24 protein-coding genes are annotated in these 22,934 nt (G+C 68.3%); 3 read left to right on the forward strand and 21 right to left on the reverse strand.

The genetic code is table 11. From position 1 onward, the window contains the following. Window positions 1-124: 124 nt before the first annotated feature. Together K2R93_04495 and K2R93_04500 are read right to left on the reverse strand one after the other, a co-directional pair. Window positions 125-853, reverse strand: coding sequence for a zf-HC2 domain-containing protein (locus K2R93_04495; protein ID MBY0489077.1), 729 nt, complete (start codon window positions 851-853; stop codon window positions 125-127). Next, the gene (locus K2R93_04500) at window positions 846-1,400 is read right to left on the reverse strand and encodes an RNA polymerase sigma factor (GenBank protein ID MBY0489078.1); all 555 of its coding nucleotides are present in this window, start codon (window positions 1,398-1,400) and stop codon (window positions 846-848) included. Before K2R93_04500 ends, K2R93_04495 begins: the two co-directional genes overlap by 8 nt. An 84-nt stretch (window positions 1,401-1,484) precedes the next feature. On the opposite strand from K2R93_04500, the gene K2R93_04505 reads away from it, so the two are divergent. Further along, entirely contained in the window at window positions 1,485-2,201 is a 717-nt protein-coding gene (locus K2R93_04505) for a glycerophosphodiester phosphodiesterase (GenBank protein ID MBY0489079.1), read from the forward strand. Here the strand turns inward: K2R93_04505 and K2R93_04510 are convergent. The 14 genes from K2R93_04510 to K2R93_04575 form a co-directional block, all read right to left on the reverse strand. Beyond that, on the reverse strand, window positions 2,192-2,548 hold the full coding sequence (locus K2R93_04510) for a hypothetical protein (protein MBY0489080.1): 357 nt from the start codon (window positions 2,546-2,548) through the stop codon (window positions 2,192-2,194). The two genes, K2R93_04505 and K2R93_04510, sit on opposite strands and share 10 nt — an antisense overlap. A gap of 142 nt (window positions 2,549-2,690) precedes the next feature. Further along, window positions 2,691-2,972, reverse strand: a complete 282-nt coding sequence (gene rpmA / locus K2R93_04515) for a 50S ribosomal protein L27 (GenBank protein MBY0489081.1) — start codon at window positions 2,970-2,972, stop codon at window positions 2,691-2,693. A 46-nt stretch (window positions 2,973-3,018) separates the two neighbouring features. Continuing rightward, the gene (rplU, locus tag K2R93_04520; protein MBY0489082.1) at window positions 3,019-3,336 is read right to left on the reverse strand and encodes a 50S ribosomal protein L21; all 318 of its coding nucleotides are present in this window, start codon (window positions 3,334-3,336) and stop codon (window positions 3,019-3,021) included. Window positions 3,337-3,490: 154 nt separating this feature from the next. After that, window positions 3,491-5,053 (reverse strand): Rne/Rng family ribonuclease, encoded by a 1,563-nt coding sequence (locus tag K2R93_04525; GenBank protein MBY0489083.1) that lies wholly within the window; start codon window positions 5,051-5,053, stop codon window positions 3,491-3,493. 514 nt (window positions 5,054-5,567) lie between these two features. Further along, the gene (locus K2R93_04530; GenBank protein ID MBY0489084.1) at window positions 5,568-6,782 is read right to left on the reverse strand and encodes an acyl-CoA dehydrogenase; all 1,215 of its coding nucleotides are present in this window, start codon (window positions 6,780-6,782) and stop codon (window positions 5,568-5,570) included. Window positions 6,783-6,830: 48 nt separating this feature from the next. Then, the gene (locus K2R93_04535; protein ID MBY0489085.1) at window positions 6,831-8,564 is read right to left on the reverse strand and encodes a RecQ family ATP-dependent DNA helicase; all 1,734 of its coding nucleotides are present in this window, start codon (window positions 8,562-8,564) and stop codon (window positions 6,831-6,833) included. 86 nt (window positions 8,565-8,650) lie between these two features. Beyond that, on the reverse strand, window positions 8,651-8,842 hold the full coding sequence (locus tag K2R93_04540) for a hypothetical protein (GenBank protein MBY0489086.1): 192 nt from the start codon (window positions 8,840-8,842) through the stop codon (window positions 8,651-8,653). A 21-nt stretch (window positions 8,843-8,863) separates the two neighbouring features. Continuing rightward, complete coding sequence (locus K2R93_04545; protein MBY0489087.1) at window positions 8,864-11,374, reverse strand: U32 family peptidase; 2,511 nt, start codon at window positions 11,372-11,374, stop codon at window positions 8,864-8,866. 80 nt (window positions 11,375-11,454) lie between these two features. Then, window positions 11,455-11,598, reverse strand: coding sequence for a hypothetical protein (locus K2R93_04550; protein MBY0489088.1), 144 nt, complete (start codon window positions 11,596-11,598; stop codon window positions 11,455-11,457). A gap of 4 nt (window positions 11,599-11,602) precedes the next feature. After that, window positions 11,603-11,959, reverse strand: a complete 357-nt coding sequence (locus tag K2R93_04555; protein MBY0489089.1) for a hypothetical protein — start codon at window positions 11,957-11,959, stop codon at window positions 11,603-11,605. A gap of 3 nt (window positions 11,960-11,962) precedes the next feature. Then, a complete protein-coding gene (locus K2R93_04560; GenBank protein MBY0489090.1) occupies window positions 11,963-13,330 on the reverse strand; it encodes a DUF1446 domain-containing protein in 1,368 nt (455 codons plus the stop codon). Further along, on the reverse strand, window positions 13,330-14,949 hold the full coding sequence (locus K2R93_04565) for an acyl-CoA carboxylase subunit beta (protein MBY0489091.1): 1,620 nt from the start codon (window positions 14,947-14,949) through the stop codon (window positions 13,330-13,332). Before K2R93_04565 ends, K2R93_04560 begins: the two co-directional genes overlap by 1 nt. Further along, window positions 14,946-15,368, reverse strand: coding sequence for a cobalamin B12-binding domain-containing protein (locus K2R93_04570; protein ID MBY0489092.1), 423 nt, complete (start codon window positions 15,366-15,368; stop codon window positions 14,946-14,948). The genes K2R93_04565 and K2R93_04570 overlap by 4 nt, the downstream gene beginning before the upstream one ends. Window positions 15,369-15,414: 46 nt before the next feature. Beyond that, on the reverse strand, window positions 15,415-16,170 hold the full coding sequence (locus K2R93_04575; protein MBY0489093.1) for a class I SAM-dependent methyltransferase: 756 nt from the start codon (window positions 16,168-16,170) through the stop codon (window positions 15,415-15,417). Window positions 16,171-16,280: 110 nt separating this feature from the next. Between K2R93_04575 and K2R93_04580 the strand changes: the two genes are divergently transcribed. Beyond that, the gene (locus K2R93_04580) at window positions 16,281-16,721 is read left to right on the forward strand and encodes a BLUF domain-containing protein (GenBank protein MBY0489094.1); all 441 of its coding nucleotides are present in this window, start codon (window positions 16,281-16,283) and stop codon (window positions 16,719-16,721) included. Between the two features lie 152 nt (window positions 16,722-16,873). Continuing rightward, entirely contained in the window at window positions 16,874-17,320 is a 447-nt protein-coding gene (locus K2R93_04585) for a BLUF domain-containing protein (GenBank protein ID MBY0489095.1), read from the forward strand. An 80-nt stretch (window positions 17,321-17,400) separates the two neighbouring features. On the opposite strand, the gene K2R93_04590 is transcribed toward K2R93_04585, so the two are convergent. From K2R93_04590 to ybeY, 5 genes are read right to left on the reverse strand one after another with little or no spacing between them, the layout of a single operon-like run. After that, window positions 17,401-19,095 (reverse strand): methylmalonyl-CoA mutase, encoded by a 1,695-nt coding sequence (locus tag K2R93_04590; GenBank protein ID MBY0489096.1) that lies wholly within the window; start codon window positions 19,093-19,095, stop codon window positions 17,401-17,403. Then, window positions 19,092-20,252: a methylmalonyl Co-A mutase-associated GTPase MeaB gene (meaB, locus tag K2R93_04595; protein MBY0489097.1), complete on the reverse strand. Its 1,161-nt coding sequence runs from the start codon at window positions 20,250-20,252 to the stop codon at window positions 19,092-19,094. Before meaB ends, K2R93_04590 begins: the two co-directional genes overlap by 4 nt. Then, complete coding sequence (locus K2R93_04600) at window positions 20,227-21,180, reverse strand: CBS domain-containing protein (GenBank protein MBY0489098.1); 954 nt, start codon at window positions 21,178-21,180, stop codon at window positions 20,227-20,229. The genes meaB and K2R93_04600 overlap by 26 nt, the downstream gene beginning before the upstream one ends. Next, the gene (locus K2R93_04605; protein MBY0489099.1) at window positions 21,177-22,460 is read right to left on the reverse strand and encodes a hemolysin family protein; all 1,284 of its coding nucleotides are present in this window, start codon (window positions 22,458-22,460) and stop codon (window positions 21,177-21,179) included. The genes K2R93_04600 and K2R93_04605 overlap by 4 nt, the downstream gene beginning before the upstream one ends. After that, window positions 22,457-22,891: an rRNA maturation RNase YbeY gene (gene ybeY / locus K2R93_04610; GenBank protein ID MBY0489100.1), complete on the reverse strand. Its 435-nt coding sequence runs from the start codon at window positions 22,889-22,891 to the stop codon at window positions 22,457-22,459. Before ybeY ends, K2R93_04605 begins: the two co-directional genes overlap by 4 nt. Between the last annotated feature and the right edge of the window lie 43 nt (window positions 22,892-22,934).

Genomic DNA, 22,934 nt, shown 5'->3' on the forward strand with positions numbered 1-22,934 from the left:
CTTCGGACGCTGGGTCGAGCGTGTCGGGCCGCGGGCGGGCCTGGCGGGGGGCCGCCCTGCGCGGACGCTACGCGCGTCACCAGGACAAGCAGCACACCGGCGAACATCAGAATCCGGGAGCGATTCACGGTTGGGCTCCTCCACGCGACGACACGACCGGCACGGTGGGTGCCGGTTCGGCGCTGGTCGCGCCATCCCACTTCTCCAAACGATCGATCAGGGCCTGAATCTCCGCCTCGGTCGCGTTGTCGAGCGCCCCATACGAGACCGCCACGTTCGCGTGCGCGGGGCTCGATGCCGCGGGTGAGGCGGCGCTGGTGGTCGTACCGGTCGCCGCCGGGCGCGCCAGACTCGCGCTCTCCGACGGGGCGGCGGCGGTGGGGCTGAGGGGCGCGACGGTGGTGGACTCCACCACCTGCAGCGCATCCGGGGCGGCGTCGAACGCGGCGCCACCGCGACGCGCGACGAGTACCGAGAAGCCACCGGCGAGGATGACACCCAGCGTCGCGGCCATGCGCCACACCTGCGGGCCCTGCCACCGCGAACGCGACCCCGACCGCGACGGGGCCGTGGACGCCCCACGAACCGACGGCGGCACGGCGGTTCCACGATGCACCTGCAACACCGGCGTGGCGGCCGCCGGGCGCGGCAGCGCCGCGACGATCCGCGCCACATCGATTGGCGCCACCGCCACGCGCGCCGCTCGCACATCGCGCAGGATCGCGAGATCCGCGGTGCACGCGTCACACTCGGCGAGGTGTGCCGTCACCCGCACGCGATCAGCGTCGCCGAGCGACTCCGCCACGAAATCGGGGAGCAGATCCTGCAGCTCCGGGGTTCGGCACTTAGTCATCGAGAAACTCCTTCACGGCCCGCATCGCGTTGTGATAATGCACTCGCGCCGACCCCTCGGTGGTGTCGAGGATCTCGGCGATCTCCTTGTAACTGCGTCCTTCCTGCACGCGCAGCAGGAAGACGTCCCGCTGCAGGCGCGTGAGGCGCGCCAGCGCCCCGTGGACGCGCTGCGAGGCTTCGTCCGCCACCAGCGTGTCCAGTGCGTTGTATCCGGTCGCCACCGGCTCGTCGTCGATATCGACTTCGGTGCCGCGGCGCCCCTGCGCCCGCCGACGGTCGATGACGAGCCGGCGCTCGATGGTGAACAGCCACGTGCGTAGCGAGCTGTCGGCGCGAAAGCTGTCGAGGGCGCCGAAGGCCCGCACGAAGGTGTCCTGCACCAGCTCATCCACGTCCTGCGTGATGCCAAGCCGCGCGGCAAAGCGCGCGAGGGCCTCGGCGTGCCGCTCCACGATCGCCGTGGCGGCCCGCTCGTCCCCTGCCAGCCATCGATCGATGAGGACGGCATCCTCGGATGCATCGTCGCGCTGTTCGGCATGGATCATACGCTCCACCCTCTTGGACGCCCCGGGCCGCCGGTCGTTAAGGCCGGATTGACCGGGGGCCGGCGGGCCGGCAGGTTGCCGCGGATGAGCGCGCACGCGAATCGCATCCCGGAGATCATCGCTCATCGGGGCGCGTCGCGGGAGTGCCTGGAGAACACCCTGCCCGCTTTCGCGCGGGCCCTCGAGCTCGGGGCGGATGCGATCGAGCTGGATGTCCACGGGACCGCCGACGGGGTCCTGGTGGTGCATCACGACCCCGTCCTGCGCCTCGAACCGGAGGGGCCGCTGGTACCGATCGCCAGCCTCCTGGCGAGCGAGGTGGCTGCGGTCTCGCTCCGTGACGGCGCGCGTGTCCCGCGCCTCGATGCCGTGTGCGATCTGGTCGGGACCCGCGCGCGGCTCTACGTGGAAGTGAAGGCCTCGAGCGTCGCCGAGCTGGTCGTGGCGGCGTTCGATCGCTATCCGCAGATGCGTCTGGCCGTGCACGCCTTCGATCACCGCCTGCCGCTGGCCGTGCGTCAACGTCGCCCAGCGACGGCCATCGGGCTGTTGAGCGCGTCGTACCCGCTGGACGTGGCCGCCTGGCTGGGCGGCGTGCAGCCGGAGGCCGTCTGGCAACACGCCGCGCTCATCGACGAGGCCTTTGTGCGTGCCGTGCAGGGCTTTGGCGCCCGGTGCATCGCCTGGACCGTGAACGACGCGCCCCACGCGCGCCAATTGGCGGCGTGGGGCGTCGACGGCCTGTGCAGCGACGTGCCGGACCTGATCCGACGTGCCGTGACGGACGCGCCTTACGGCTGACCCGGCGGCGGGCTGACGGGCCCGGAGGTCGCCGGCACATCCGACGCGGTCGCCGGCGCGCCCGCCGCCGCGGCGCTGGCCTTGGCGTCGGCCAGCTCCTTTTCGAGCTTCCGGGCGGCATCGTCGCGCTCCTTGAGCGCCGCCACGAGACGCGCCTGTGCGTCGGCATCCAGGGCCCCGCCGGCCTCCTGCGCCCGGAAGATCGCGTAGCCGAGCGCCTCCGCGGCCTTGTCCGCCTGTTCGCGCGCCCGGTACGCCTCGATGCGGAGCTTCCCCTCGTCGAAGACGTCCTGCGCCGCCTTGCCGGCCTTGTCGATTCCCTGCTTGACCTTGTCCCAGAGCGCCATGGCTCGAATCCTCGCGATGCGATTGATGCAGCGGTGGACCAACAGAGGGCCCTACGGTGCCGCGTGTCCGGAAGTTGCGGTCGGGAACGCAAAAGGGGCAGGCGCACGTGGTGCGCCTGCCCCTCGGGACGTGCCGGGCGGGTTAGGCCTCGACCGTCTCCTCGACGTACTCCACGGGGAGGACGTTGACCTTGTAGGCCTTTTTGCTCTTGTGGGCGAACTGCACGACGCCGTCGACGAGCGAGTAGATCGTGTAGTCGGTGCCCATGCCGACGTTGGCACCCGGATGCCACTTGGTGCCGCACTGACGGAGGATGATGTTGCCGGCCGTAACGAACTCGCCGCCGTACTTCTTGATGCCGCGGTACTTCGGATTGGAATCGCGGCCGTTGCGGGAGGAGCCGACGCCCTTCTTATGTGCCATGACGAATACTCCGGAAAGGCAGCGCGCCAGCGCGCGCCGCCGGCTCTCAGCCGAGGGTGATGTCCTTGATGCGCACTTCAGTGAACTTCTGCCGATGCCCCTGCTTGCGGGCGTAGTTCTTCCGGCGCTTGAACTTGAAGACGATGATCTTGTCGTCGAGACCGTGCTTGACGATCTCCGCCGTCACCTTCGCGCCGGAGAGCGTGGGCACGCCCGTGCGGATCTGCTTGCCGTCGGAGCCGAGGAGGACGTCGTTGAATTCAACGGCCGTGCCGGCTTCACCCAGCAGTGACGGAATCCGAAGGGTCTTGCCCGGCTCGGCACGGAACTGCTTGCCGCCGGTGCGGATGATGGCGTAGCTCATGGAAAGTTCCTACAGAAGTACCTGGAGTGATCCAAAATGGACGTCCAGATTTGTGTGCGTCCAAAACGTAGCCTAGAAGCTTATCCGGGCTGGGTTTACGTGTCAACGGGCTGGCCCGCCCAACTGCGCGGTCCGGCGCCGGTCCGGCGGGCGATCAGGCGATCGCGTACTGCTGGGTGACGTCCCGCTGGGCCCCCCGCATGACGAGCTTGATCTCGTCGGGCTTGAGGAGCGGGTCGTCCCGGAGTTCGAGCGGGAACCCGGCCAGCTTCTCCAGCCGCTTCACGAAATCGTGCTCCTGTTCCAGAACGTGGAGCGCGACCTCCGGATGCAGGCGCAGGAGCACCGGCTCACGCCGCCCCTCGGCGGCCATGCGTCGCACGGCCCGCTCGGTGCGGCGGACGATCGTTTCGGGGGTGAACACGCGTCCCGTGCCGCTGCAGGTGGGACACGCCTCGGTCATGCTCTGGTAGTGGCTCTGCCGCACGCGCTGGCGCGTCATTTCCACGAGCCCGAGCTCCGACACCGCAAACGCCTTCGTGCGGGCGCGATCGCGCCCCAGATGCGTGCGCAGTTCGTGCAGCACCTTGTCGCGATTGCCCTGCGTCTCCATGTCGATGAAGTCGCAGACGATGATGCCGCCCACATCGCGCAGACGCAGCTGCCGCGCGATTTCGCGTGCCGCCTCGGTGTTCGTCTTGAAGATCGTCTTTTCGGGGTCGCGCTTGCCGGTGTAGCGGCCGGAGTTCACGTCGATCGAGACCAGCGCTTCGGTCTGCTCGATGATGATGTAGCCCCCGCTCGGCAGATCGCAGCGCCGCTTGAAGAGATCGCGGATCTCCGTTTCGATCCCTTCCTTGTCGAAGAGCGGAACGGTGTCTTCGTAGAGCTTCACCCGCTCGACGAGGTCGGGGGCGATCCCCTGCAGGTATTCGGTGATCTCGTTGAAGACCTGCTTCGAGTCCACGAGGACGCGCTCGACCTTGGCGCTGAAGAGGTCGCGCACGAGACCGCGCGTGACGTTCGTCTCGCGGTGCACCATGGCGGGGGCGCGCAGGAACTGCGTCTTCCGCTTGATGCGCTTCCAGTTGTTGATGAGCGTGTTGAGCTCGCGCTCGAACGTCTCCTTGGTCGCGTCTTCCGACACGGTGCGGACGATCACGCCGCCGGCGTCATCGGGGAGCATCTCGCCGACCATGGCCCGAAGGCGCTGCCGCTCGGCGCGCTCGTCGATCTTGCGGCTCACGCCCACCTTGGACGCGAACGGCATGTAGACCAGGAACCGTCCGGCCAGCGACACCTGCGCGGTGACGCGCGGGCCCTTGGTGGAGATGGGTTCCTTGGTGATCTGGACGAGGATGTCCTGCCCGCGCTTCAGCAGATCCTGAATGGGACGGACTTCACGGCGGCCGCGACGGCCCCCGCCGCCGCCGCTCGACTCGTCGTCGCTGCTGTCGTCGTCATCATCGTCGTCGGAGACCTGCTCATTTTCGACGACGACGTCGGCCGCATGCAGGAAGGCCGACTTTTCGGTACCGATGTTGACGAAGGCCGCCTGAATGCCGGGGAGGACCGCCTCGACTTTGCCGAGATAGACGTCGCCGACCATGCGGCGGGCGTCCGGCCGATCCACCAGCAACTCCACCAGCTGGCCGTCCTCGATGATGGCGACGCGCGTTTCGCGCGGCGTCGCGTTCACCAGGAGCTCACGCTTCATTGTGTTCCCGCCCAACGGCGGACCGCTCCCTCCCGACCGGTAGCGACTCTACGGGCCGGGACAGCGGCAGGTACGGTGAACCTACGGAGTGGCCCGCGCGCGCCAGCGACCGAACGGCCAGCGGCGGCGACACGGACGAACGTCACAGGGCTCCCCCAACCGGCAGGACCGATCGAATCGGGCGGCTCGCGCCGGGACGCTGCCATCCCGCGCTCGAAGCGGCAGGAGGCGCAGACCCGGAAACCACGCGGACACCCGCGATCGACGCACACGAGGTGTGTCATGCGGTGGGACGTGTGGCGGGGTCGGTCGGCTGCACGCTGGCACCGGACGGCCCCGGCCACAAACGCAAACGGCCCGTGAGTCGCACGGGCCGCCGGCGCCTGAAGCGACGGCTATGGGAACATCACATTAATGGTACCCGGGGAGGCTTGAACCCACAACCCAAGACCAAAAGCCCGGAACCCTGAACTGATCAGTTCAGGGTTCCGGGCTTTTGGTCTTGGGTTCTGGGTTAGGCCAGGCTCTTCAAGAGGTGCCGCGCGATCACCATCCGCTGAATCTCGCTCGTCCCCTCGCCGATCTCGCAGATCTTGGCGTCGCGCATGTAGCGCTCGACCGGGTAGTCGCGGGTGTAGCCGTAGCCGCCGTGCACCTGGATCGCCTTGATGGTGGCCCGCATGGCGAGCTCCGAGCAGAAGAGCTTGGCCATGGCGGCTTCCTTGCCGTACGGCTTGCCATTCTGGGCCAGCCAGGCCGCGTGGTAGACCAGATGGCGGCCGGCCTCGATCTCGGTGGCCATGTCGGACAGCTGGAACTGGATGCCCTGGAAGTTGGCGATCGCCTGCCCGAACTGCTTGCGGACGCTGGCGTACTGGAGCGACTGCTCGAGGGCGCCCTGCGCGATGCCGACCGACAGCGCCGCGATCCCGATGCGACCGGCGTCGAGCGTCTTCATGAAGTTCACGAAGCCCAGCCCCTCGGTTCCCAGCAGGTTCTCGGCGGGCACCTCGACGTTGTCGAAGAGGAGTTCGCGCGTGTCCGAGGCACGCCAGCCCAGCTTGTCTTCCTTCTTGCCGGCGGTGAAGCCGGCCATGTTCGGGAGCGCGTCGTCGTGCCCGACCCCGTGCACGCGGCAGGCCTCGAGGTCAACGCTCTCCTTGGTCAGGATGAAGCTCGAGATGCCCTTCGTGCCCTTGCTCGGATCGGTGACGGCCGTGACGACGAAGATCTCTCCAACGCCGGCGTGCGTAATGAAGCGCTTGCTGCCGTTCAGGATGTACTTGTCCCCCTGCTTCACAGCGGTCGTACGCGTGCCGCCGGCATCACTGCCGGCCGCCTCTTCGGTTAGGCCGAAGCCACCGAGGACCTTGCCGCTGGCGAGCAACGGCACGTAACGCTCGATCTGCGCCTTGGTGCCGAAGTTGACGATGGGTGACGTGCCCAACGTCGTATGCGCGCTGATGGTGATCGAGTGCGAGGCGCACACTTTCGCGAGCTCTTCGATCGCAATCATGAAGCTGATCGTGTCGAACCCGGCACCACCGATCTCTTCGGACCAGGGTACACCGAGCAGCCCGAGCTCGCCCATCTTCTTCACATTCTCCCAGGGGAACGTGGAGGTTTCGTCGAACTGGCCGGCCACGGGCGCGACTTCGTCGCGGGCGAAAGACCGCACCATATCGCGCACGGCGAGATGCTGCTCGGAGAAGTAAAGGCTGTCGTCCATCGGGTGGGGAGCAGGGGCAACGCGCGCGATGGCGCGTTGGGGCGGGAGCTACGGAGGGAGGCATCGATCGCACGCGCCGCAGGGGCCACGTACGCTCGCATCACCGAAATAGCGCAGGACGTACGCCCGACGGCAATCCCGGATCTGCGCATACTGCACCATCGCACGCAGACGCTGCTGCTCGGCGTGCCGTCGCCGGTCCAGCGCGCGCCAATCGACCGGCGGACTGACCATCGAGCGGTACTCCTCGGTGAGACGAATACCGCCCCCAGTACGCATCCAGAGGAGGAACTGTTGTGCGGCCAACCGTTCCAGCAGGGAGATCAGTCCTCCATCCCCGCCTATTCCCGTTGGGAGCGCCGTCGCGCGGATTGTCACACCGTCCTGCAGACGGTCACCCGCCAGTTGCCAGAGCGCGCGGAGCGCCGTGCGGTCGGCACGCCGGGCCCCCGTGAGCTCGCGCCGGATGCGCGCCGGTGTCGCGAGCAGGCGGATCCAGTGCGTGTCTGCACCGGGCGGCGCGATACGACACGCGCCGGCCGCGACCAGCACCCGAAGCGCCGCCCCCACCGGCGCACGCTGATCGGCGGCGGGGAGGGCGGCGATAAACGCGTCGGGAGCGCGCGGCACCCATCCACTCCGATCGGCGCACGCCCGCAGCTGCGCCCAGGTGCGTTCCACCACGCGCCGGTCCGGATGCGCGCGCTGCAGGAAATGATCGTGCGTGGCACGGTCGGTGGCCGTGTGCAGCAAGACACACCGACTCGGCTGGCCGTCGCGGCCGGCTCGACCGGCTTCCTGGTAGTAGGCCTCGAGCGAGCCGGGCATGGCGTGATGCACGACCAGGCGCACGTCGGGTTTGTCGATGCCCATGCCGAAGGCGCTGGTGGCCACGATGACGCGCGCCCGACTGTCCATGAACGCGTCCTGCGCGCGTTGCCGGACACTCGCCGGCAGACCGCCGTGATAGGCGACCGCGCGCACGCGGGCCCGCACGAGCACGGCCGTCACCTGCTCCACCGCGGTGCGCGTGGACGCGTACACGACCGCCGCGCCTGGCGCGTCGCGCAACCAGGTGACGGCTTGCGCGTGCTTGTCTCGGAGCGATGGCGTCTCGGCCACATGGTAGGTCAGGTTCGTGCGGTCGAACCCGCCGATGATCACCGTCGGATCGCGCAAGGCGAGCTGCGTGGCGATATCGCGGCGCACGCGCGGTGTGGCGGTCGCCGTGAGGGCTACGGTTTGGGGATCGCCGAGCCGCGCGCGCATGGCACCGATACGGCGGTAGGCCGGTCGGAAGTCGTGGCCCCATTCGCTGATGCAATGGGCTTCGTCTACCGCGAGCAGGCTGACGCCGATGCGACCGAGCGCCTCCAGCATCCGCGTGGCGACGAGTTTTTCCGGCGCGAGATAGAGCAGCGTCAGCGCACCGTCACGCGCCTGCGCGAGCCGATCGGCGGTCTCTCGTCCCGTGAGGGTGCTGTTGAGATACGCCGCGCCGATGCCACGCCGCCGGAGCGCCTCGACCTGATCGGCCATGAGCGAGATCAGCGGACTCACGACCACCGTGAGGCCGGTGCGTACGAGGGCGGGCACCTGATAGCAGAGGGACTTGCCGCCACCGGTGGGGAGCACGATGAGCACATCACCGCCGCGGAGGACCGCGGTGACCGCCGGCAACTGTGGCGCTCGGAAGTCGGGGTACCCGAAGTAGCGCGCGAGCGCCGCACGCGCGCGCATCAGGGGATCAGCAGACGGGGCCGCCGGCGATGTGCAAGACATGTCGCACGCTATGCTCGGCGTGCGATTCGCGTGACATCATTTCTACGCACCTCGGCGCGGCGATGGGCGGCGCCGAGGTGCCGGCGTCAGGAGTCGGCGAACCGCTTGCCGGTGTCGTACATGGTGTACGCCACCACCAGCAGGACGAGCGCGAGCACCACGTCAAAGGCCCCGCGGAGCCAGTGCCGGCCCTGAAAGGCTTCGACGGCCCCGTAGGCGTTCCATCCCGCCGCAGCGAGGGCGAGCAACGGGGCAAGGATCTTCTTGGCCTTCTCCATCACGAGCTCCGAGCGAACGCGTCAGACAGCGCGGGCAAAGTGCCCGCGGGTAAAGGCCCCATCGAGGAGACGACGGGTGGCGGTGAGATCGGGCGTCGCGCCCGCCGCCAGTGCATCGAGCGCGGCCCGATAGCCGGCCACCAGATCGCGGATCGGGTCACCCGGCACGTTGAAAACCATCTGGAAACCGCGGATGCCGGACGTCCAGAGCTGCGGCAGGAATTCGCTCCCGTCGATCGGACGCGAATGCAGCAGCCGGTTCCGGCAATCGCTGTCGGTGGCGACGGCGAACGTATACCCCGCCGGATCGGTGAGCGAGACGTTGGTGTGCTTCTGCACACACAGATCCCGACACGTCGTCGGCTCACGATCGAAGGCGGCGCTGAGGACGCAGTGCTCGATCGTCATCCCTTCGGTGCGGCCGTACACGAGGACGTCGATGCCGGCCCCGCCCCACGGGGCGGCGAGGTGGGCCAGTTCGTCCGCCGTGAGTTCAATGCTCGCCACGACGCGCCGCGCGCCGAGTTCGAACAGGAACGCCGTGGTGTGTTGATTGAACGCGTTTGTCGCGTAGTCGGCGATGACGTCCTGGCCGGCTTCTCCCTGCTCCGCCACGAGACCGAGGTGGCCCGAGAGCAGCGGCAGCCCGAGCGCCAGCCACTTCGTGAGGCGCTTGCGATCTTCGGGGCGCACGATCGTGGGTGTGCGCAACCGGAGCCCCACGCCCTGGGCCGCGAGTTCATCGCGCAGCGTGGTGACGCGGCTGACCGGTGGCATCGGATGCCGGAGGAACGGGTCCAGCACGATCTCGGTCGCCCCGGCCGCAGCCGCGTCGCGCGCGCTGTCGAGATCCGCCACGATCACACGGAGCGCAAAGGCCCCCGTTTCGACCGGTGCGGGGGAGACCGTGGGAACATGCGCGATCCCCTCCGCAATGCGTGCCTCGCGCACGGCGGCGTCACTCATACGCCCCCAGCTGAGTTGCTCGGTGAGCTGCTCGGTCGCGTCCTGGCGGAGGCGATTGAGCTCGCTGACGGGGACAAACAGCCCTTCGGCCAGGCCGCTGATATCCACCGCCCCGAGCTTGAACTCCGTGCCGCCCAGACGGCCGAACTGTTCGCGCAGCTGCGTCATGTCGAGCGCGCGCTTGCTGGCCGGGGCCAGCGGGACTTCACCGCGCACGGTGACCTCGAGATCGCCGGCCGTCCAGATCGTCTTGAGCGGCCCGCCGGCATGGCCGAAGCAGCGCACATCCACGCGCGTGAGTCCCACGCGATCGGGCACCGGGACCTGCTGGAACGAGGCCTTCGCAGAGGCGAGCAGCGTCGCGTCGCTCGTCCGCACCACGCGCCAGCCGTCGGGGACGCGCGTGACGCGCATGCCGCTGCGGACCACGATGGCCTGGCGGTGCACGCCGCCGCTCACCTGCAGCGCGCGTACCTGCTGCACGGTGCCGCCCAGCGTGGCGGCGCTGTCCGCCTCGGGCGCTTCGAAGCCCAGGCCATCACCCACCGCGAGTGCCCGCGACACGGCCACGACGAGCTCGTCGCCGTCCGTGGACAGCACGGTACCGATGGGGAGCCCGCGGTTATCGGGCTGGGTGCGCGTGATGTACTCGCGCCCCTGCCGACCCCCGTACATGCCGCCCGTGTTCCCGCGACTGAAGATCTGGACGAGCGGTTCGACGTCGTCGGTGGACGGGGCGTGGCCCCGCTCACCGCGCGAGAGCGCATCCAGCCAACCGCGGTACGCCTTGGTCACCGTGGCGACGTACTCCGGCTTCTTCTTGCGCCCCTCGACCTTGAGGCAGCCGATCCCCAACTCGGCGATCTGCTCCAGATGATCGTGGGCGGCGAGGTCCTTCGTGCTGATGAGATACCCGCGGTCGAGCGTGGCACCCGTGCTCTCATCATTGAGCGTGTAGTCCTTCCGGCACGATTGGGCACAGGAGCCGCGATTGGCCGAGCGCTCGCTGATCATGCCGGACATGAAGCACTGCCCGGAGTACGAGATACAGAGTGCCCCGTGTACGAAGGTCTCGAGGCTCAACTCGGGGACCGCCGAGCGAATCTCGCGAATGTCCTCGAGCGTGTTTTCGCGGGCGAGGACCACGCGCTCCACCCCCAGCCGTTGCATGACGCGCGCGCCGGCGGCGTCGTGCACGGTCATCTGGGTGGAGCCATGCACCTCGAGCTGCGGATAGACCTGCTGGATCAGGCGGACGACGCCCAGATCCTGCACGATGGCCGCATCGATGCCGCGATCGATGCACTCCCCGAGATAGGCCATCGCCTCGGGCAGCTCGTGCGGCTTGATGAGCACGTTGAAGGTGAGGTAGACCCGCACCCCCCGGGCGTGCGCGATGGCGCAGGCCTGCCCGAGCTCGTCGAGCGACAGCTGGGCCCCTTCGTCGCGCGCGTTGTACATCGACGCGCCGAGATAAATGGCATTGGCGCCATTCGCGACGGCGGCGCGAACGGCATCCAGGGTGCCAGCGGGGGCCAGGAGCTCGGGGATGGGCATTCGGGACATCCCTGAAAGCTAAATGGGGCCGGAATGGCCGTACTGGTGGCCGGCCCTTCGTGCCCCTTTGCGGCTGTTCTCTCTGACGGTCAGCGTTTCAGAAAGCGCAGCAGCAGCGCCGCCGCGACCAGGGCAATGCCGATCCAGCGGATCCATTCAATGCCGGTGCGGAGGGCGATCGTGAACGCGATCACACCCAGCGCCAGCAGGGCGATGCGCAGGCGGATGATCACCGGGTCAGCCGGTAAAGGCCGGCAGGCCGGCCGCCGCCGCCTCGGCGTCGGGCACCTCGATCACCAGGCGCAGCAGGGCGGTCGAATACACCTTGCCCTGCGCGTCGGTCTTGAGCGACAGGGTGCCGCCCCCATCGAGTGCGCCGTGCAGCAGGAAGTTGAGCGCGTTGAGGTTGGGCAGTTCGAAGCGCACCACGTCGCCGGTGATCTGGCCACGGAAGTGGGCGGCTACGGCGTCGCGGGTGACGTAGCGGTCCAGCACCGCGTACCACTCGGGCTTGAGCGCGATGATGCCCACGTTCGCGGTGTCGCCCTTGTCGCCGGAACGGGTATGGGCGATGTCGAGGAGTCGGACGCGCATGGGTTACTCCACGATGGCGACAGAGGTCGAGACGGCGCGCTTGTCGAGCAGCGCGGGCCAGTAGGCCACGATTTCTTCCACTTTCGGGCGCCCACCGGCGAAGCCCGTCACGCTCGGCGGCCCGTTGAGCACCAGCGGCGCGATCTCGCGCGTAAAGCGCTCCACGGCGGCCTTGTCGCTGCCACGCACCCCGATGCGGTACTGCACTTCGGGCGCGTCGAGCCCGTCGCCCGCCAGCGAGCCATGCGTGGCCGTGGCCCCGACGAACTCGCTCAGCACCTGATCGAACTTGAGACCGAGGTTGTCGAGGCGTTCCCGCAGCACGCGATCAGCGAGCTGCGCCTTCTCCATGGCGTCGGGCCACGAGTACACGAGCGAGCCCACCGCCTTGTAGCCGGCCCGGTACGCAATGGACACCTTGAGGAACGGCGTCGGCGGGCCGCCGGTGATGCCATGGACCTTCACGCGATTGTCGCCGTCGGCCGCGAGGTGAATGCTGGTGAAGTCGGCGACCACGTCGGGCGTGATGTAGGCATGCGGATCGCCCATCTCGTACACGAGCTGCTCGCTCACGCTGGGCACGCTCACGCGGCCGCCGGTGCCCGGGTGCTTCGTGATGACGAACGAGCCGTCCGCGCGCGCCTCGGCGATCGGATAGCCGACATTCGCGAGATCGGGAATGGTGCGCCACTCGTGCAGGCAATTGCCGCCGCTGCACTGCGCACCACACTCGAGGATGTGCCCAGCCACGATCCCGGCGGCCATCTTGTTCCAGTCATCGGCCGCCCAGCCGAACTCGTGACGTAGCGGCGCCATCGTGAGCGCCGTGTCGGTGCTGCGGCCGATGACCACCACATTGGCCCCGCGCTCGAGCGCTTCCACGATGGGCGTGGACCCGATGTACGCGTTGGCCGAGAGCACGCGATCACGAATGTTCGCGAGCGGCTCGCCGGTATCCATGTTCTTGAGTTCGTGGCCGGCGGCGAGCAGTTCGTCGAGACGGCCGAGAATATCGTCGCCCGTCACGACGCCGATGCGGATCTTGCCCCGCACGCCCGCCTTGTCGGCGGCGGCCAGCACCGCATCGGCGCAGGCGACCGGGTTCACGCCGCCGGCGTTGGCAATCACCTTCACCCCGCGCTCGGCCACCGCCGGGAACACGCTCTCCATCGCGCCGATGAAATCGCGCGCGTAGCCCATTTTCGGATCACGCTCCTTCTGCTTCTGCAGAATGGACATCGTGACCTCGGCGAGGTAATCGAGCATGAGGTAGTCCACCGGCCCGCCGTCGACCTGGCGGCGCGGGGCCTCGAGCCAATCACCCCAGAATCCTTGTCCGCTGGCTACGCGGACCACGTCCTTCTTGCTCATCACGCCCCTCCAACGGACGGCATCGGCGGCAGCACAAAGGCGCCGAGGTGCGGTCCGTGGTTCTGGTTGGCGGCACGGAGCGCCATGGCGAGCATGGTGCGCGTGTCCTCGGGATAGACAATCGTATCGACGAACCCGCGCGCGGCCGCATAACGCGCGTCGAGCTGTTCTTCGTAATCGGCGCGCATCGCCTCGACGGCCTCGAGCACCTCGGGCGCGGGGGCCGTCCCCGCTTTCTTCGCCGCATCGAGCGCCGGCCCGTGCACCGCCTGCACCGCCGCCTCGCCCTCCATCACGGCCATGCGACCGGTCGGCCAGGACAGGATGAAATCAGGGTCGAACCCCTGCCCGGCCATGGCGTAGTAGCCGGCCCCACTCGCGTGGTTCACCGTGAGCACGATCTTGGGGACGCGCGCGCAGGCCATCGCTTCCACGAAGTGCGCGCCGGCGCGAATGATCCCATCATGCTCGGCGTCGGGGCCCACCATGAAGCCCGAAACGTCCTGCACGAAGAGAATGGGAATGCCCTGCTTGTCGCATCGCTCGATGAAGTACGCGACCTTCTCGGCACTCTCGGCGTAGATGATGCCGCCAAATCGCGGCCGCTCACCGGGACGGCCCTTGATGAGGCCGCGCTGGTTGGCGATGACGCCCACCTGGATGCCTTCGATGCGCGCGTCGCCGCAAATCATCTCCTTGGCGAGATTCGGCTGGAATTCGTCAAGCGCGCCATCGTCGAGCACCGCCTTGAGCAACGCGTGCATGTCGTACTGCATGCGATGGTCGGCCGGCAGCAGATCGTACAGCGTTGACGGCGGCTCGGCCGGTGGACGCCAGCCCGTCGTCGTACCCTGTTGCTGCGGACGCGGCAGTCGCGCGACGAGTTCGCGAATTTTGCGCAGGCAGCTCGGGTCATCATCGAGCGCGTAGTGCGCCACGCCAGAAATCTCGGTATGCGTGATCGCGCCGCCGAGCGTTTCGCCATCGACCGTCTGGCCGGTGGCGCCCTTCACGAGATTGGGGCCGCCGAGCCCCATGAACGACGTGCCCTTCACCATCAGGATCACATCGCTGAGTGCGGGGAGATACGCCCCGCCGGCGACGCACTGCCCCATCACGGCGGCGATCTGCGGAATGCGCAGATACCGGCGCATGATGGAGTTGTAGTAGAAAATGCGTGCCGCGCCGTACTGCCCGGGGAACACGCCACCCTGATAGGGGAGGTTCACGCCGGCCGAGTCCACGAGGTAGATGATCGGGATGCGGCAGCGCATCGCGACTTCCTGCGCGCGGAGAATCTTGGTGATCGTCTCCGGCCACCACGAGCCGGCCTTCACGGTCGCGTCGTTGGCCACGACCACGCATTCGCGGCCCTCGACCATGGCGATGCCGGTGATCACCCCGGCGGCGGGCGCCTGTCCGTCGTAGCGATCATACGCGACCAGGAGCCCGATCTCGAGAAACGGGGTGTCCGGATCGGCCAGCTGCTCGACGCGCTCCCGCGCCGTGAGCTTGCCCTGCTTGTGCTGCCGTGCAGCCTTGTCGGCCCCGCCTCCTTCCCGGAGGCGGGCTTCCAGCGCGCGGACCTCGTCAGCGAGCTGGCGAAGTCGGCCGCTCACGCTCCAGCGCCAGCGCTCTGCTGGCGCGCCGCGAACCACTCGCGGATGTAGTCGACGAGCTCCTGCGTGCTCGTGCCCGGGCCGAAGAGACGGGCCACGCCCTGCGCCTGCAGCGCGTCCATGTCTTCCTTGGGGATGATGCCGCCGCCGGTCAGCAGCACATCATCGCGGCCGGCTTCGATCAGCAGATCGCGCACGCGCGGAAAGAGCGTCATGTGCGCGCCGGACAGGATCGACAGGCCGACCACGTCGACGTCTTCCTGCACGGCGGCGGTGGCGATCATCTCGGGGGTCTGATGCAGGCCGGTATAGATCACTTCCATGCCGGCGTCGCGCAGGGCAGCCGCTACGACCTTGGCGCCGCGGTCGTGCCCGTCGAGGCCAGGCTTGGCCACCAGCACACGAATGGGTCGGGTCATCGGGAGGGGGAGATTCGGTGGGAACTTCTGCTCAGTTCTAAACTACTCAGCTTTCCTTACGCGCGACTAGCAGCATCTCGCTGGATTTCCGGCTCAGCGGGCGGTCCGCCCAGCTGTCGAAGGCCTGTTCGACCACGAGGCCGACGTCCCGGAGGCGGCCGGCGAGCTCGGAGGCCGTGTAGAGCCGAATCCGGTGCGACCGTTCGCCGTGCCCCTTGGGGCCCCGCCAGGTGCTCGTGATCTCGAGGAACCCCGAGAGGGGGTCGAAGCTGCGCTCCTGCCCGAACAGGGTCCCGTCGGCGGCGCTCCACCAATCCCGGGTCAGAAACTTGGCCATCACCCCGTCCCGGGCGCCGCCGTGCCAGATCAGCACGCCCCCCGGCTTGAGGACCCGGGCGAACTGTTCGAGCACCCGAAGGTCATCGCGGGGATCATCAAAGAAGCCGAAGCTGGTGAACAGGTTGACGACGGCGTCAAAGCGGCCGGTCCAACGGGCGGGCAGCTTGCGCATGTCCCCCTGCGTGTAGCGCAACGTCTTGCCCGTGCCGCGCTTGCGGGCCACGGCCAGTAGCTCGTTCGAGTAGTCGAGCGCGTCCACATCGAAGCCGGCTTCGGCGAGCAGGTGGGCATGGCGCCCCTGACCGCACGGACAGTCGAGAATCCGGGCGCCGCTGGGCAGCTCGAGGACCTCGAGCAACCGGGCCACCTCGCGTCGATCCTGGGTGAGATCGAAGAGGGGCTCGTACTCGTGGAGGTACTGGGTGTCGAACTGGGTGGCCCACCAGGGCTTGTTCGTCTTCATCCGGAGACGCTAGATACTCGGGACCGGACGCACAAGCAGTGCGCCCCGGTGCTTGGCATATCCCGGCGTGGTCGGCCGGGCCTGGACCCCTCTTGCTGGACGGTACTCTCGTGCCTCTCGTTCGATTGCTTTATGCCAGCGATGCCGTCGGCATCCTGCCCTACAGCACGCTCGTCGGGATCATGACCCACGCGCAGCAGCGCAATCCGACGCGTGGCATTACCGGCATGCTCTGCTATGGCTCCGGCCAGTTCCTGCAGGTGCTTGAGGGAGACCGGGAGCCGGTGAATCGACTCTACCACGCCATTGCCCGCGACACGCGGCATGAGCGCTGTGAACTGTTGAGCGTGAGCGAGGTCGACCGGCGGGACTTCCCGGAGTGGTCGATGAAGGTGGTGAACTGGGAGGACGGCGATGCGGCCCGTCGCCGGGCGCTGCTTGAGGGGGAGACGGGGAGCGCGGTGTTCAATCCGCGCGCGCTGTCGGCCGATCAGGCCATCAGCTTCCTGCGGCATCTCGCCGAGCTGGAACGGGAACTGGCCAGCGAGTAACGCCCGGCCGGCATCGCGAGCGGCGTGTGTGCCGTTCGTCCCACTCGATCGTCCCGTTCTCAAGACGCCAGGCGCACCCGCGCCATGCACCTCGTGCCAGCCGACCCGCCGCCGGGCCGACCGTGTCTGCCCGGCGATCGCTCGGAGTGCCCATGCACCTCATTCGGCTCGTCTACGTTAGTGAAGGCCTCCCCGGCATGCCCTGGGATGACCTCCGCCAGATCCTCACTGAAGCGACCACCCACAACGCGCGCCGCGGAATCACCGGCATCCTCTGTTACGGGTCGGGGTTGTTTCTTCAGGCGCTCGAAGGGGATCGCGACGTCGTCAATCAGCTGTACGCCGGGATCCAGCGCGACACGCGTCATGCGAACTGCGCGCTGTTGAATGTCGAGGACATTCATACGCGCGATTTCGCCGAGTGGTCGATGAAATACGTCGGGTGGGACGTCGATGCGACTGCGCAACGGCGTGAGCTCCTGCTCCGGCACTCCGGCTCCATCGACTTCGACCCGCGCACCATGACGGGGCGGCAAGCGCTGGAGTTCCTCCGCGAGCTGTCCGCCAGCGAGCGCCTGACGCCGCCCAAGGCCGCGTAGACGCACACAAGCGACCACCGGGCGCCTGTGCGGCGCCCGGTGGTCGCCAGCGCCCGATCAGCTGACGGCGGTGCGCGTCATCAGAAGAAGACGGGCTCCCGATACGCGCCGAAGACATCCTCCAGCGCGGCGCGGATTTCGTAGAGCGTGCAGTAGGCACGTGCGCAGGCGAGGATGTGCGGGACGACATTCTCGCTGCCGCGCGCGGCCTCGCGCAGGCGATCGAGGCGCGCGGTGCACAGCGCGTTGTCACGCGAAGCGCGCAGCTTGGCCATCTTCTGGCGCTGCTCCTGCTCGGCCTCGGCGCCGATCTTGAGCGTCGGGATGGAGAGCTCGGGCTCTTCGGTCACGAACTCATTCACGCCGACGACCAGCTTGCGGTGCTGCTCGATCTCCCACTGCTGGCGCGCCGCGCTTTCGTTGATGCGCTTCTGGAACCAGCCTTCCTCGAGCCCCTTCACCACGCCGCCCACCTCATCGATCTGGGCGAACAGCGATTCCGCCTCGCGCTCGAGCTGATCGGTCAGCGCTTCGACATAGTACGAACCGCCCAGCGGGTCCATCACGTTGGGGATGCCCGTTTCGTAGGCGAGGATCTGCTGCGTGCGCAGCGCGACCTGCACCGCCGGCTCCGTGGGGAGCGAGAGCGTCTCGTCCATGGAGTTGGTGTGCAGCGACTGCGTGCCGCCGAGCACCGCCGCGAGCGCCTGATAGGCCACGCGCACGACGTTGTTCATCGGCTGCTGCGCGGTGAGCGTCACGCCGGCGGTCTGCGAGTGGAAGCGCATCATCCATGAGCGCGGATTCTTGGCACCGTAGCGCTCCTTGAGGTGGCGCGCCCAGATGCGGCGCGCCGCGCGCAGCTTGGCGATTTCCTCGAAGAAGTCGTTGTGGATGTCCCAGAAGAACGAGAGGCGCGGCGCGAACTCATCCACGTCGAGGCCACGTGCGATGCCACGCTCCACGTAGGTGAAGCCGTCGGCGAGCGTGAACGCGAGCTCCTGCGCCGCGGTGGCACCGGCTTCGCGGATGTGGTAGCCCGAGATGGAGATGGTGTTCCAGTTCGGCGCGTGCGTGGCGCACCACTCGAAGCCGTCCACGATCAGTCGCAGCGCGGGCTCGATGGGGAAGCACCAGGCATGCTGCGCCATGTACTCCTTCAGGATGTCATTCTGCACCGTGCCCTGCAGCTTGTCGGCACTGACGCCCTGCTTTTCGGCGGCGGCGATGTAGAAGCAGAGGAGAATGATCGCCGGGCCGTTGATCGTCATGGACGTCGAGACCTTGTCGAGCGGAATCCCCTCGAAGAGCTCTTCCATGTCGGCGAGCGACGAGATCGCGACGCCACACTTCCCCACTTCGCCTTCCGAGCGCGCGTGGTCGCTGTCGTAGCCCATCAGCGTCGGGAAGTCGAACGCGACCGAGAGACCGGTTTGTCCCTGCGAGAGCAGGAACTTGTACCGCTGGTTGGTTTCTCGGGCCGTGCCGAAGCCGGCGAACTGGCGCATCGTCCAGAGCTTGCCGCGATAGCCGGTGGGGTGAATGCCGCGCGTGAACGGCCACTGGCCGGGCAGTTCGAAGGCCGTGCCCGCCGAGTCTTCCAGGTCGAGCGCGGTGAAGAGCGGCGCCACTTCGGTGGCCGAGTTCGTGAAGGCAATGTCGCGCTTGCGGCCGGCGTCGTACTGCCCACGCCACGCGGCCACTTCGCGCCGCAGCGCGTCGAGTTCGTCCTGCTGCTGCCGGACTACGTCCTCGAGCTCGCGAATCGTCGTCATGCGCTCAGATCCTGATGCGGCGCGAAGTTCGCGCCGGTAAGAAGGGCTGCACTCCGGGCCCGGAGGGCGTCGGCCACGGCAAAGGGGACCAGCGTACCAGCTTCCAACGCGTCGAGCTGCGCATCCAGCCAGGCGAGCGTCTCCGGGTCCTGCCAGAGGCGCTGCCGGACCTGCTGCTCCACCACTTCCATCACTCGTTCACGGAGACGGGCCCGGCGCCGGGCCCGCAACTCCCCACTGCCTTCAAGATAGCGGAAATGCCGATCCAGGGCGTCCGCGATCTCGGCCACCCCCTCGTTCTGCGCCGCGACTGAACGCAGCACGGGCGGGGTCCACTGCTCGGGCATCTCTTCCTGCGCCGCACGGCGGGCCGCGCGCGCCGGATTCATGGCATCGCGGGCGGCGTCCCGATCGGGCAGGCTCCGGAGATCTACGCCGTGATGGGCGGGGACGTTCTGCATCGTCGCGCCGGCCCGGAGGCCCAGCATCAACTCGATGTCGTTGCGCAGCCGGTCGGCGCCGGGGCGATCGGCCTTGTTCACCGTGTAGACATCGGCGATCTCCATCACGCCCGCCTTGAGCGTCTGGATGGAGTCACCCGACTCGGGGACCAGGACGACAAGGGTGGAGTCCGCCGCGCGGGCGACATCCAGCTCACTCTGCCCGACCCCCACGGTCTCGATCAGGATGATGTCCTTGCCGAAGCCGTCGAGCACATCGCACACCTCGCGGGTCGCCGTGGCCAGGCCGCCGAGGGAGCCGCGCGTGGCCATGGACCGAATGAACACGCCCGGATCGAGCGCGATCTCTTCCATGCGAATGCGGTCGCCCAGCAGGGCCCCGCCGGTGAACGGCGACGTGGGATCGACGGCGACAATGCCGACCGTGCGTCCGAGCTCGCGATAGTGTTTGGCGAGGCGCGTGGTGAGGGTGCTCTTCCCCGCGCCCGGCGGGCCGGTAATGCCGATGCGCTTGGCGCGCCCGAGCACCGCATGCTGGGCGGCGAGCACGTGCTCGAAGCCGGCGCGATGGTTCTCGACGATACTGACGGCACGGGCCAGCGCGGCGGGTTTGCCCGCGCGGAACTGCTCGAGCAGCCGCGCGAGCGGCGACGTCGAAGTGGCGGGGGCGTCAGTCGGTGCTGTCGTCATGCTCATCCCGGATATCTCCCACGAGTTCCTCGAGCAGGTCCTCGAGGGTGACCAGACCGACCATGGTCTGCCCATCCTGAACAATCGCCAACTGGCGCCGCGTGCGCAGGAGGCTGAACAGAAGCTCCTTGGCCGGCGTGGCGGGACTCGTTACTGAAACAGGACGGACCGGGGGACGCGATTCACCACGGCCCTTGAACACGTCGAACACGTGCACCATGCCGCTGATCGTATCGGGCTGCCCCTTGTACACCGGCACGCGACTGTAGCCACTCGCCGCCACCTGTCGGGCCAGCTCCGCGGCGGAGAGCGATTCGTCGAGCATGAACACCTCGGCCCGCGGCGTCATCACGTCCCGCACGCTCTTGTCGCCGAACTGCACGACCCCCGAGATGATCGCCATCTCCTCGGTCGTCCCGATATCGCTGAAGGTGCCGTCGCGCAGCAGCTCCTCGAGCCCCTCCTTCATGTCGTCGGCTTCGCGCGCCACATGGCGGCGGCGCACGGCGCGCCCCACGGCGGCGGCGAGGGCATGGAACGGCGCCAGCGCGATATCGACCAGGCGGAGCAGCGGCACGACCACCGGGACCAGCTTCGGGGCCCACCGTCGCCCGATCGCGCGCGGCAGCAGCTGACCGACAATGAGCAGGCCGACGAGGAACGCCACCACGTCGCGTGCAAAGACCCAGGTCCGTACGCCATCGGCCATCGCGATGAACGAACCGGTCGCGAACACCACGAGCATGCCCGCCGTCCCCGCCGCGTGGACCAGGCGCATCGGGCGCTCGAGATAGCGCGTCATGACATCGGCACCGCCGGCGCGATGCTCGATCCAATGCCGGAGCCACAGGCGGCTCACGGCGCGGACGGCGGTGGCACTCATCGTCAGGAGCGCCATCAGGAGGACGGCCAGGGTCATCGCCAGCCCGGTCATGCGCCCTCCTCCGCGCTGGCCGCGTCATCCTCGACGTCCTGTCGCTCGAGATACACGCGCTCGATCTTGCGGCGCACCACCCGCTCCACGATCACCTTGAACGGGCCGATCACGAGTGTTTCGCCGGCGCGCGGGACGCGACCGAGCAGCTCGAGCACCAGACCGCCCACGGTCGTCACGTCGTCGCGCGTGAAGTCGTACTGCAACGCCGCCGACAGGTCGTCGAGCGTCAGGCGTCCCGACACCCAGAAGCGCGTCTCCTCCTCGTGCTCGACCTGGCGCTCCTCGTCGTCGTACTCGTCGCGAATCTCGCCGACCAGCTCTTCGAGCACGTCTTCGATCGTGACGAGCCCCGCGGTGCCGCCATACTCGTCGGCCACCACCGCGATATGGCGGCGCTGCTGACGGAACTCCCGCAACAGATCGGCGATGCGCTTGGAGGTCGGGATGAAGTGCGGGGCGCGAACCAGTGCCGTCCACCCACCGTCGGGTTCCTCGTCGGCGAGCACGGCGGGCAGCAGATCCTTCACATACAAAATGCCGACGATCTCGTCGATCGTCCCATCATAGACGGGGACGCGGGAATGCTGCGCGCTGCGCACGCGATCGAGCACCTCCGACCAGGGCGTCTCGCGCTCGACGCCGAGAATGTCGACGCGCGGCACCATGACTTCTTCGGCCGTCGTCTCGCCGAATTCGAACACGCCCAACAGCAGGTCACGCTCATCCCCCGACACGTCCGTCTCGGCGGCGATGACCTCGCGGAACTGCGCGGCGGCTTCTTCGCGCCGCTCCTGTGTGGCTTCTTCGGGCGTGACCACTTCGGCGAACAATCCGTCGACCCAGTTCCCGAGCCGCACGATCGGCGAGAGCAGCCGCTCCACGACCCCCGTGAACCCCTGCAGGCGCTCCGCGGCATCTTCGCCGAGCGCGTCGCCGACCATGCGGGCGAGCGTTTCTGCGACCAGCACCGTGGCCAGCCCCAGGCCGATCAGCGCCGCGATGCGATCGAGGCGTCCTTCAGCGGCGAGGTTGAGGGCCAGCGCCAGCCCGGCGCCCGCCGCGAGATGCCCCAGCACCCGCGCGAAGGCGAGCGCACGATGCGCCTGCTCGCGGGCGGGGACGGAACGCGCCACGGCCGGCGCCGGCGCAAAGGGGGTGCGCTCCGGCGTGGCCGCAGGATTGGCAGGTGGATCCGAGAGCAAGGCGCCATCGGCCACCGCCGATACCGCCGCCACCGCAGCACCCGCTGCGGCCAGCCCCCAGGCGACTGCACTCATGCCGAGCGGGTCGGAGTCAACCAGAAGCGCTTCAGCAGCTGCTCCTGGCGTCGCCACATTGGCGACGTCGTGCGTCCCTCATCTTCGGGATGCTCGAACCCGCACGCGTGCAACGTGCCATGCACGACAAGGCGCGCGATCTCCTCGCGCACCCCGACGCCATGCTCGCGCGCCTGCGCGCGCGCCACGTCCGGGCAAATGTAGATGTCGCCGATCACGACGCCGCCCGGATCCTGTCCGAGCGCGAACGTGATGACATCGGTCGGGCCCTGATGGCCGAGATGCTTGCGGTTGATCGCGGCCATCGCGCGCGGCGCAACGAACGTGATCGAGAGCATTGCGCGGGGCACCTTGCAGGCCTGCAGCACGCGGCGCGAGAGCTCGCTCAGGGCCGCGCGCGACACCGGCACGCGCACGGCGTCGGCGCTCACGGAGACGGCCCGTGGCTCCGGACGCGGCGGTGCCAGGCGAGGA

The organism is Gemmatimonadaceae bacterium (assembly GCA_019752115.1).
Lineage (GTDB): Bacteria > Gemmatimonadota > Gemmatimonadetes > Gemmatimonadales > Gemmatimonadaceae > Gemmatimonas.

Coding starts and splice junctions, on each gene's coding strand:
- rpmA (MBY0489081.1), bottom strand. CDS start 2,972: ATGGCACATAAGAAGGGCGTCGGCTCCTCCCGCAACGGCCGCGATTCC.
- K2R93_04535 (MBY0489085.1), bottom strand. CDS start 8,564: ATGTCTTGCACATCGCCGGCGGCCCCGTCTGCTGATCCCCTGATGCGC.
- K2R93_04605 (MBY0489099.1), bottom strand. CDS start 22,460: ATGAGTGCAGTCGCCTGGGGGCTGGCCGCAGCGGGTGCTGCGGTGGCG.
- K2R93_04525 (MBY0489083.1), bottom strand. CDS start 5,053: ATGAAGCGTGAGCTCCTGGTGAACGCGACGCCGCGCGAAACGCGCGTC.
- K2R93_04555 (MBY0489089.1), bottom strand. CDS start 11,959: ATGCGCGTCCGACTCCTCGACATCGCCCATACCCGTTCCGGCGACAAG.
- K2R93_04575 (MBY0489093.1), bottom strand. CDS start 16,170: ATGAAGACGAACAAGCCCTGGTGGGCCACCCAGTTCGACACCCAGTAC.
- K2R93_04600 (MBY0489098.1), bottom strand. CDS start 21,180: ATGACCGGGCTGGCGATGACCCTGGCCGTCCTCCTGATGGCGCTCCTG.
- K2R93_04495 (MBY0489077.1), bottom strand. CDS start 853: ATGACTAAGTGCCGAACCCCGGAGCTGCAGGATCTGCTCCCCGATTTC.
- K2R93_04530 (MBY0489084.1), bottom strand. CDS start 6,782: ATGGACGACAGCCTTTACTTCTCCGAGCAGCATCTCGCCGTGCGCGAT.
- K2R93_04510 (MBY0489080.1), bottom strand. CDS start 2,548: ATGGCGCTCTGGGACAAGGTCAAGCAGGGAATCGACAAGGCCGGCAAG.
- K2R93_04570 (MBY0489092.1), bottom strand. CDS start 15,368: ATGACCCGACCCATTCGTGTGCTGGTGGCCAAGCCTGGCCTCGACGGG.
- K2R93_04500 (MBY0489078.1), bottom strand. CDS start 1,400: ATGATCCATGCCGAACAGCGCGACGATGCATCCGAGGATGCCGTCCTC.
- K2R93_04545 (MBY0489087.1), bottom strand. CDS start 11,374: ATGTCCCGAATGCCCATCCCCGAGCTCCTGGCCCCCGCTGGCACCCTG.
- K2R93_04590 (MBY0489096.1), bottom strand. CDS start 19,095: ATGACGACGATTCGCGAGCTCGAGGACGTAGTCCGGCAGCAGCAGGAC.
- K2R93_04585 (MBY0489095.1), top strand. CDS start 16,874: ATGCACCTCATTCGGCTCGTCTACGTTAGTGAAGGCCTCCCCGGCATG.
- K2R93_04540 (MBY0489086.1), bottom strand. CDS start 8,842: ATGGAGAAGGCCAAGAAGATCCTTGCCCCGTTGCTCGCCCTCGCTGCG.
- K2R93_04560 (MBY0489090.1), bottom strand. CDS start 13,330: ATGAGCAAGAAGGACGTGGTCCGCGTAGCCAGCGGACAAGGATTCTGG.
- meaB (MBY0489097.1), bottom strand. CDS start 20,252: ATGAGCATGACGACAGCACCGACTGACGCCCCCGCCACTTCGACGTCG.
- rplU (MBY0489082.1), bottom strand. CDS start 3,336: ATGAGCTACGCCATCATCCGCACCGGCGGCAAGCAGTTCCGTGCCGAG.
- K2R93_04505 (MBY0489079.1), top strand. CDS start 1,485: ATGAGCGCGCACGCGAATCGCATCCCGGAGATCATCGCTCATCGGGGC.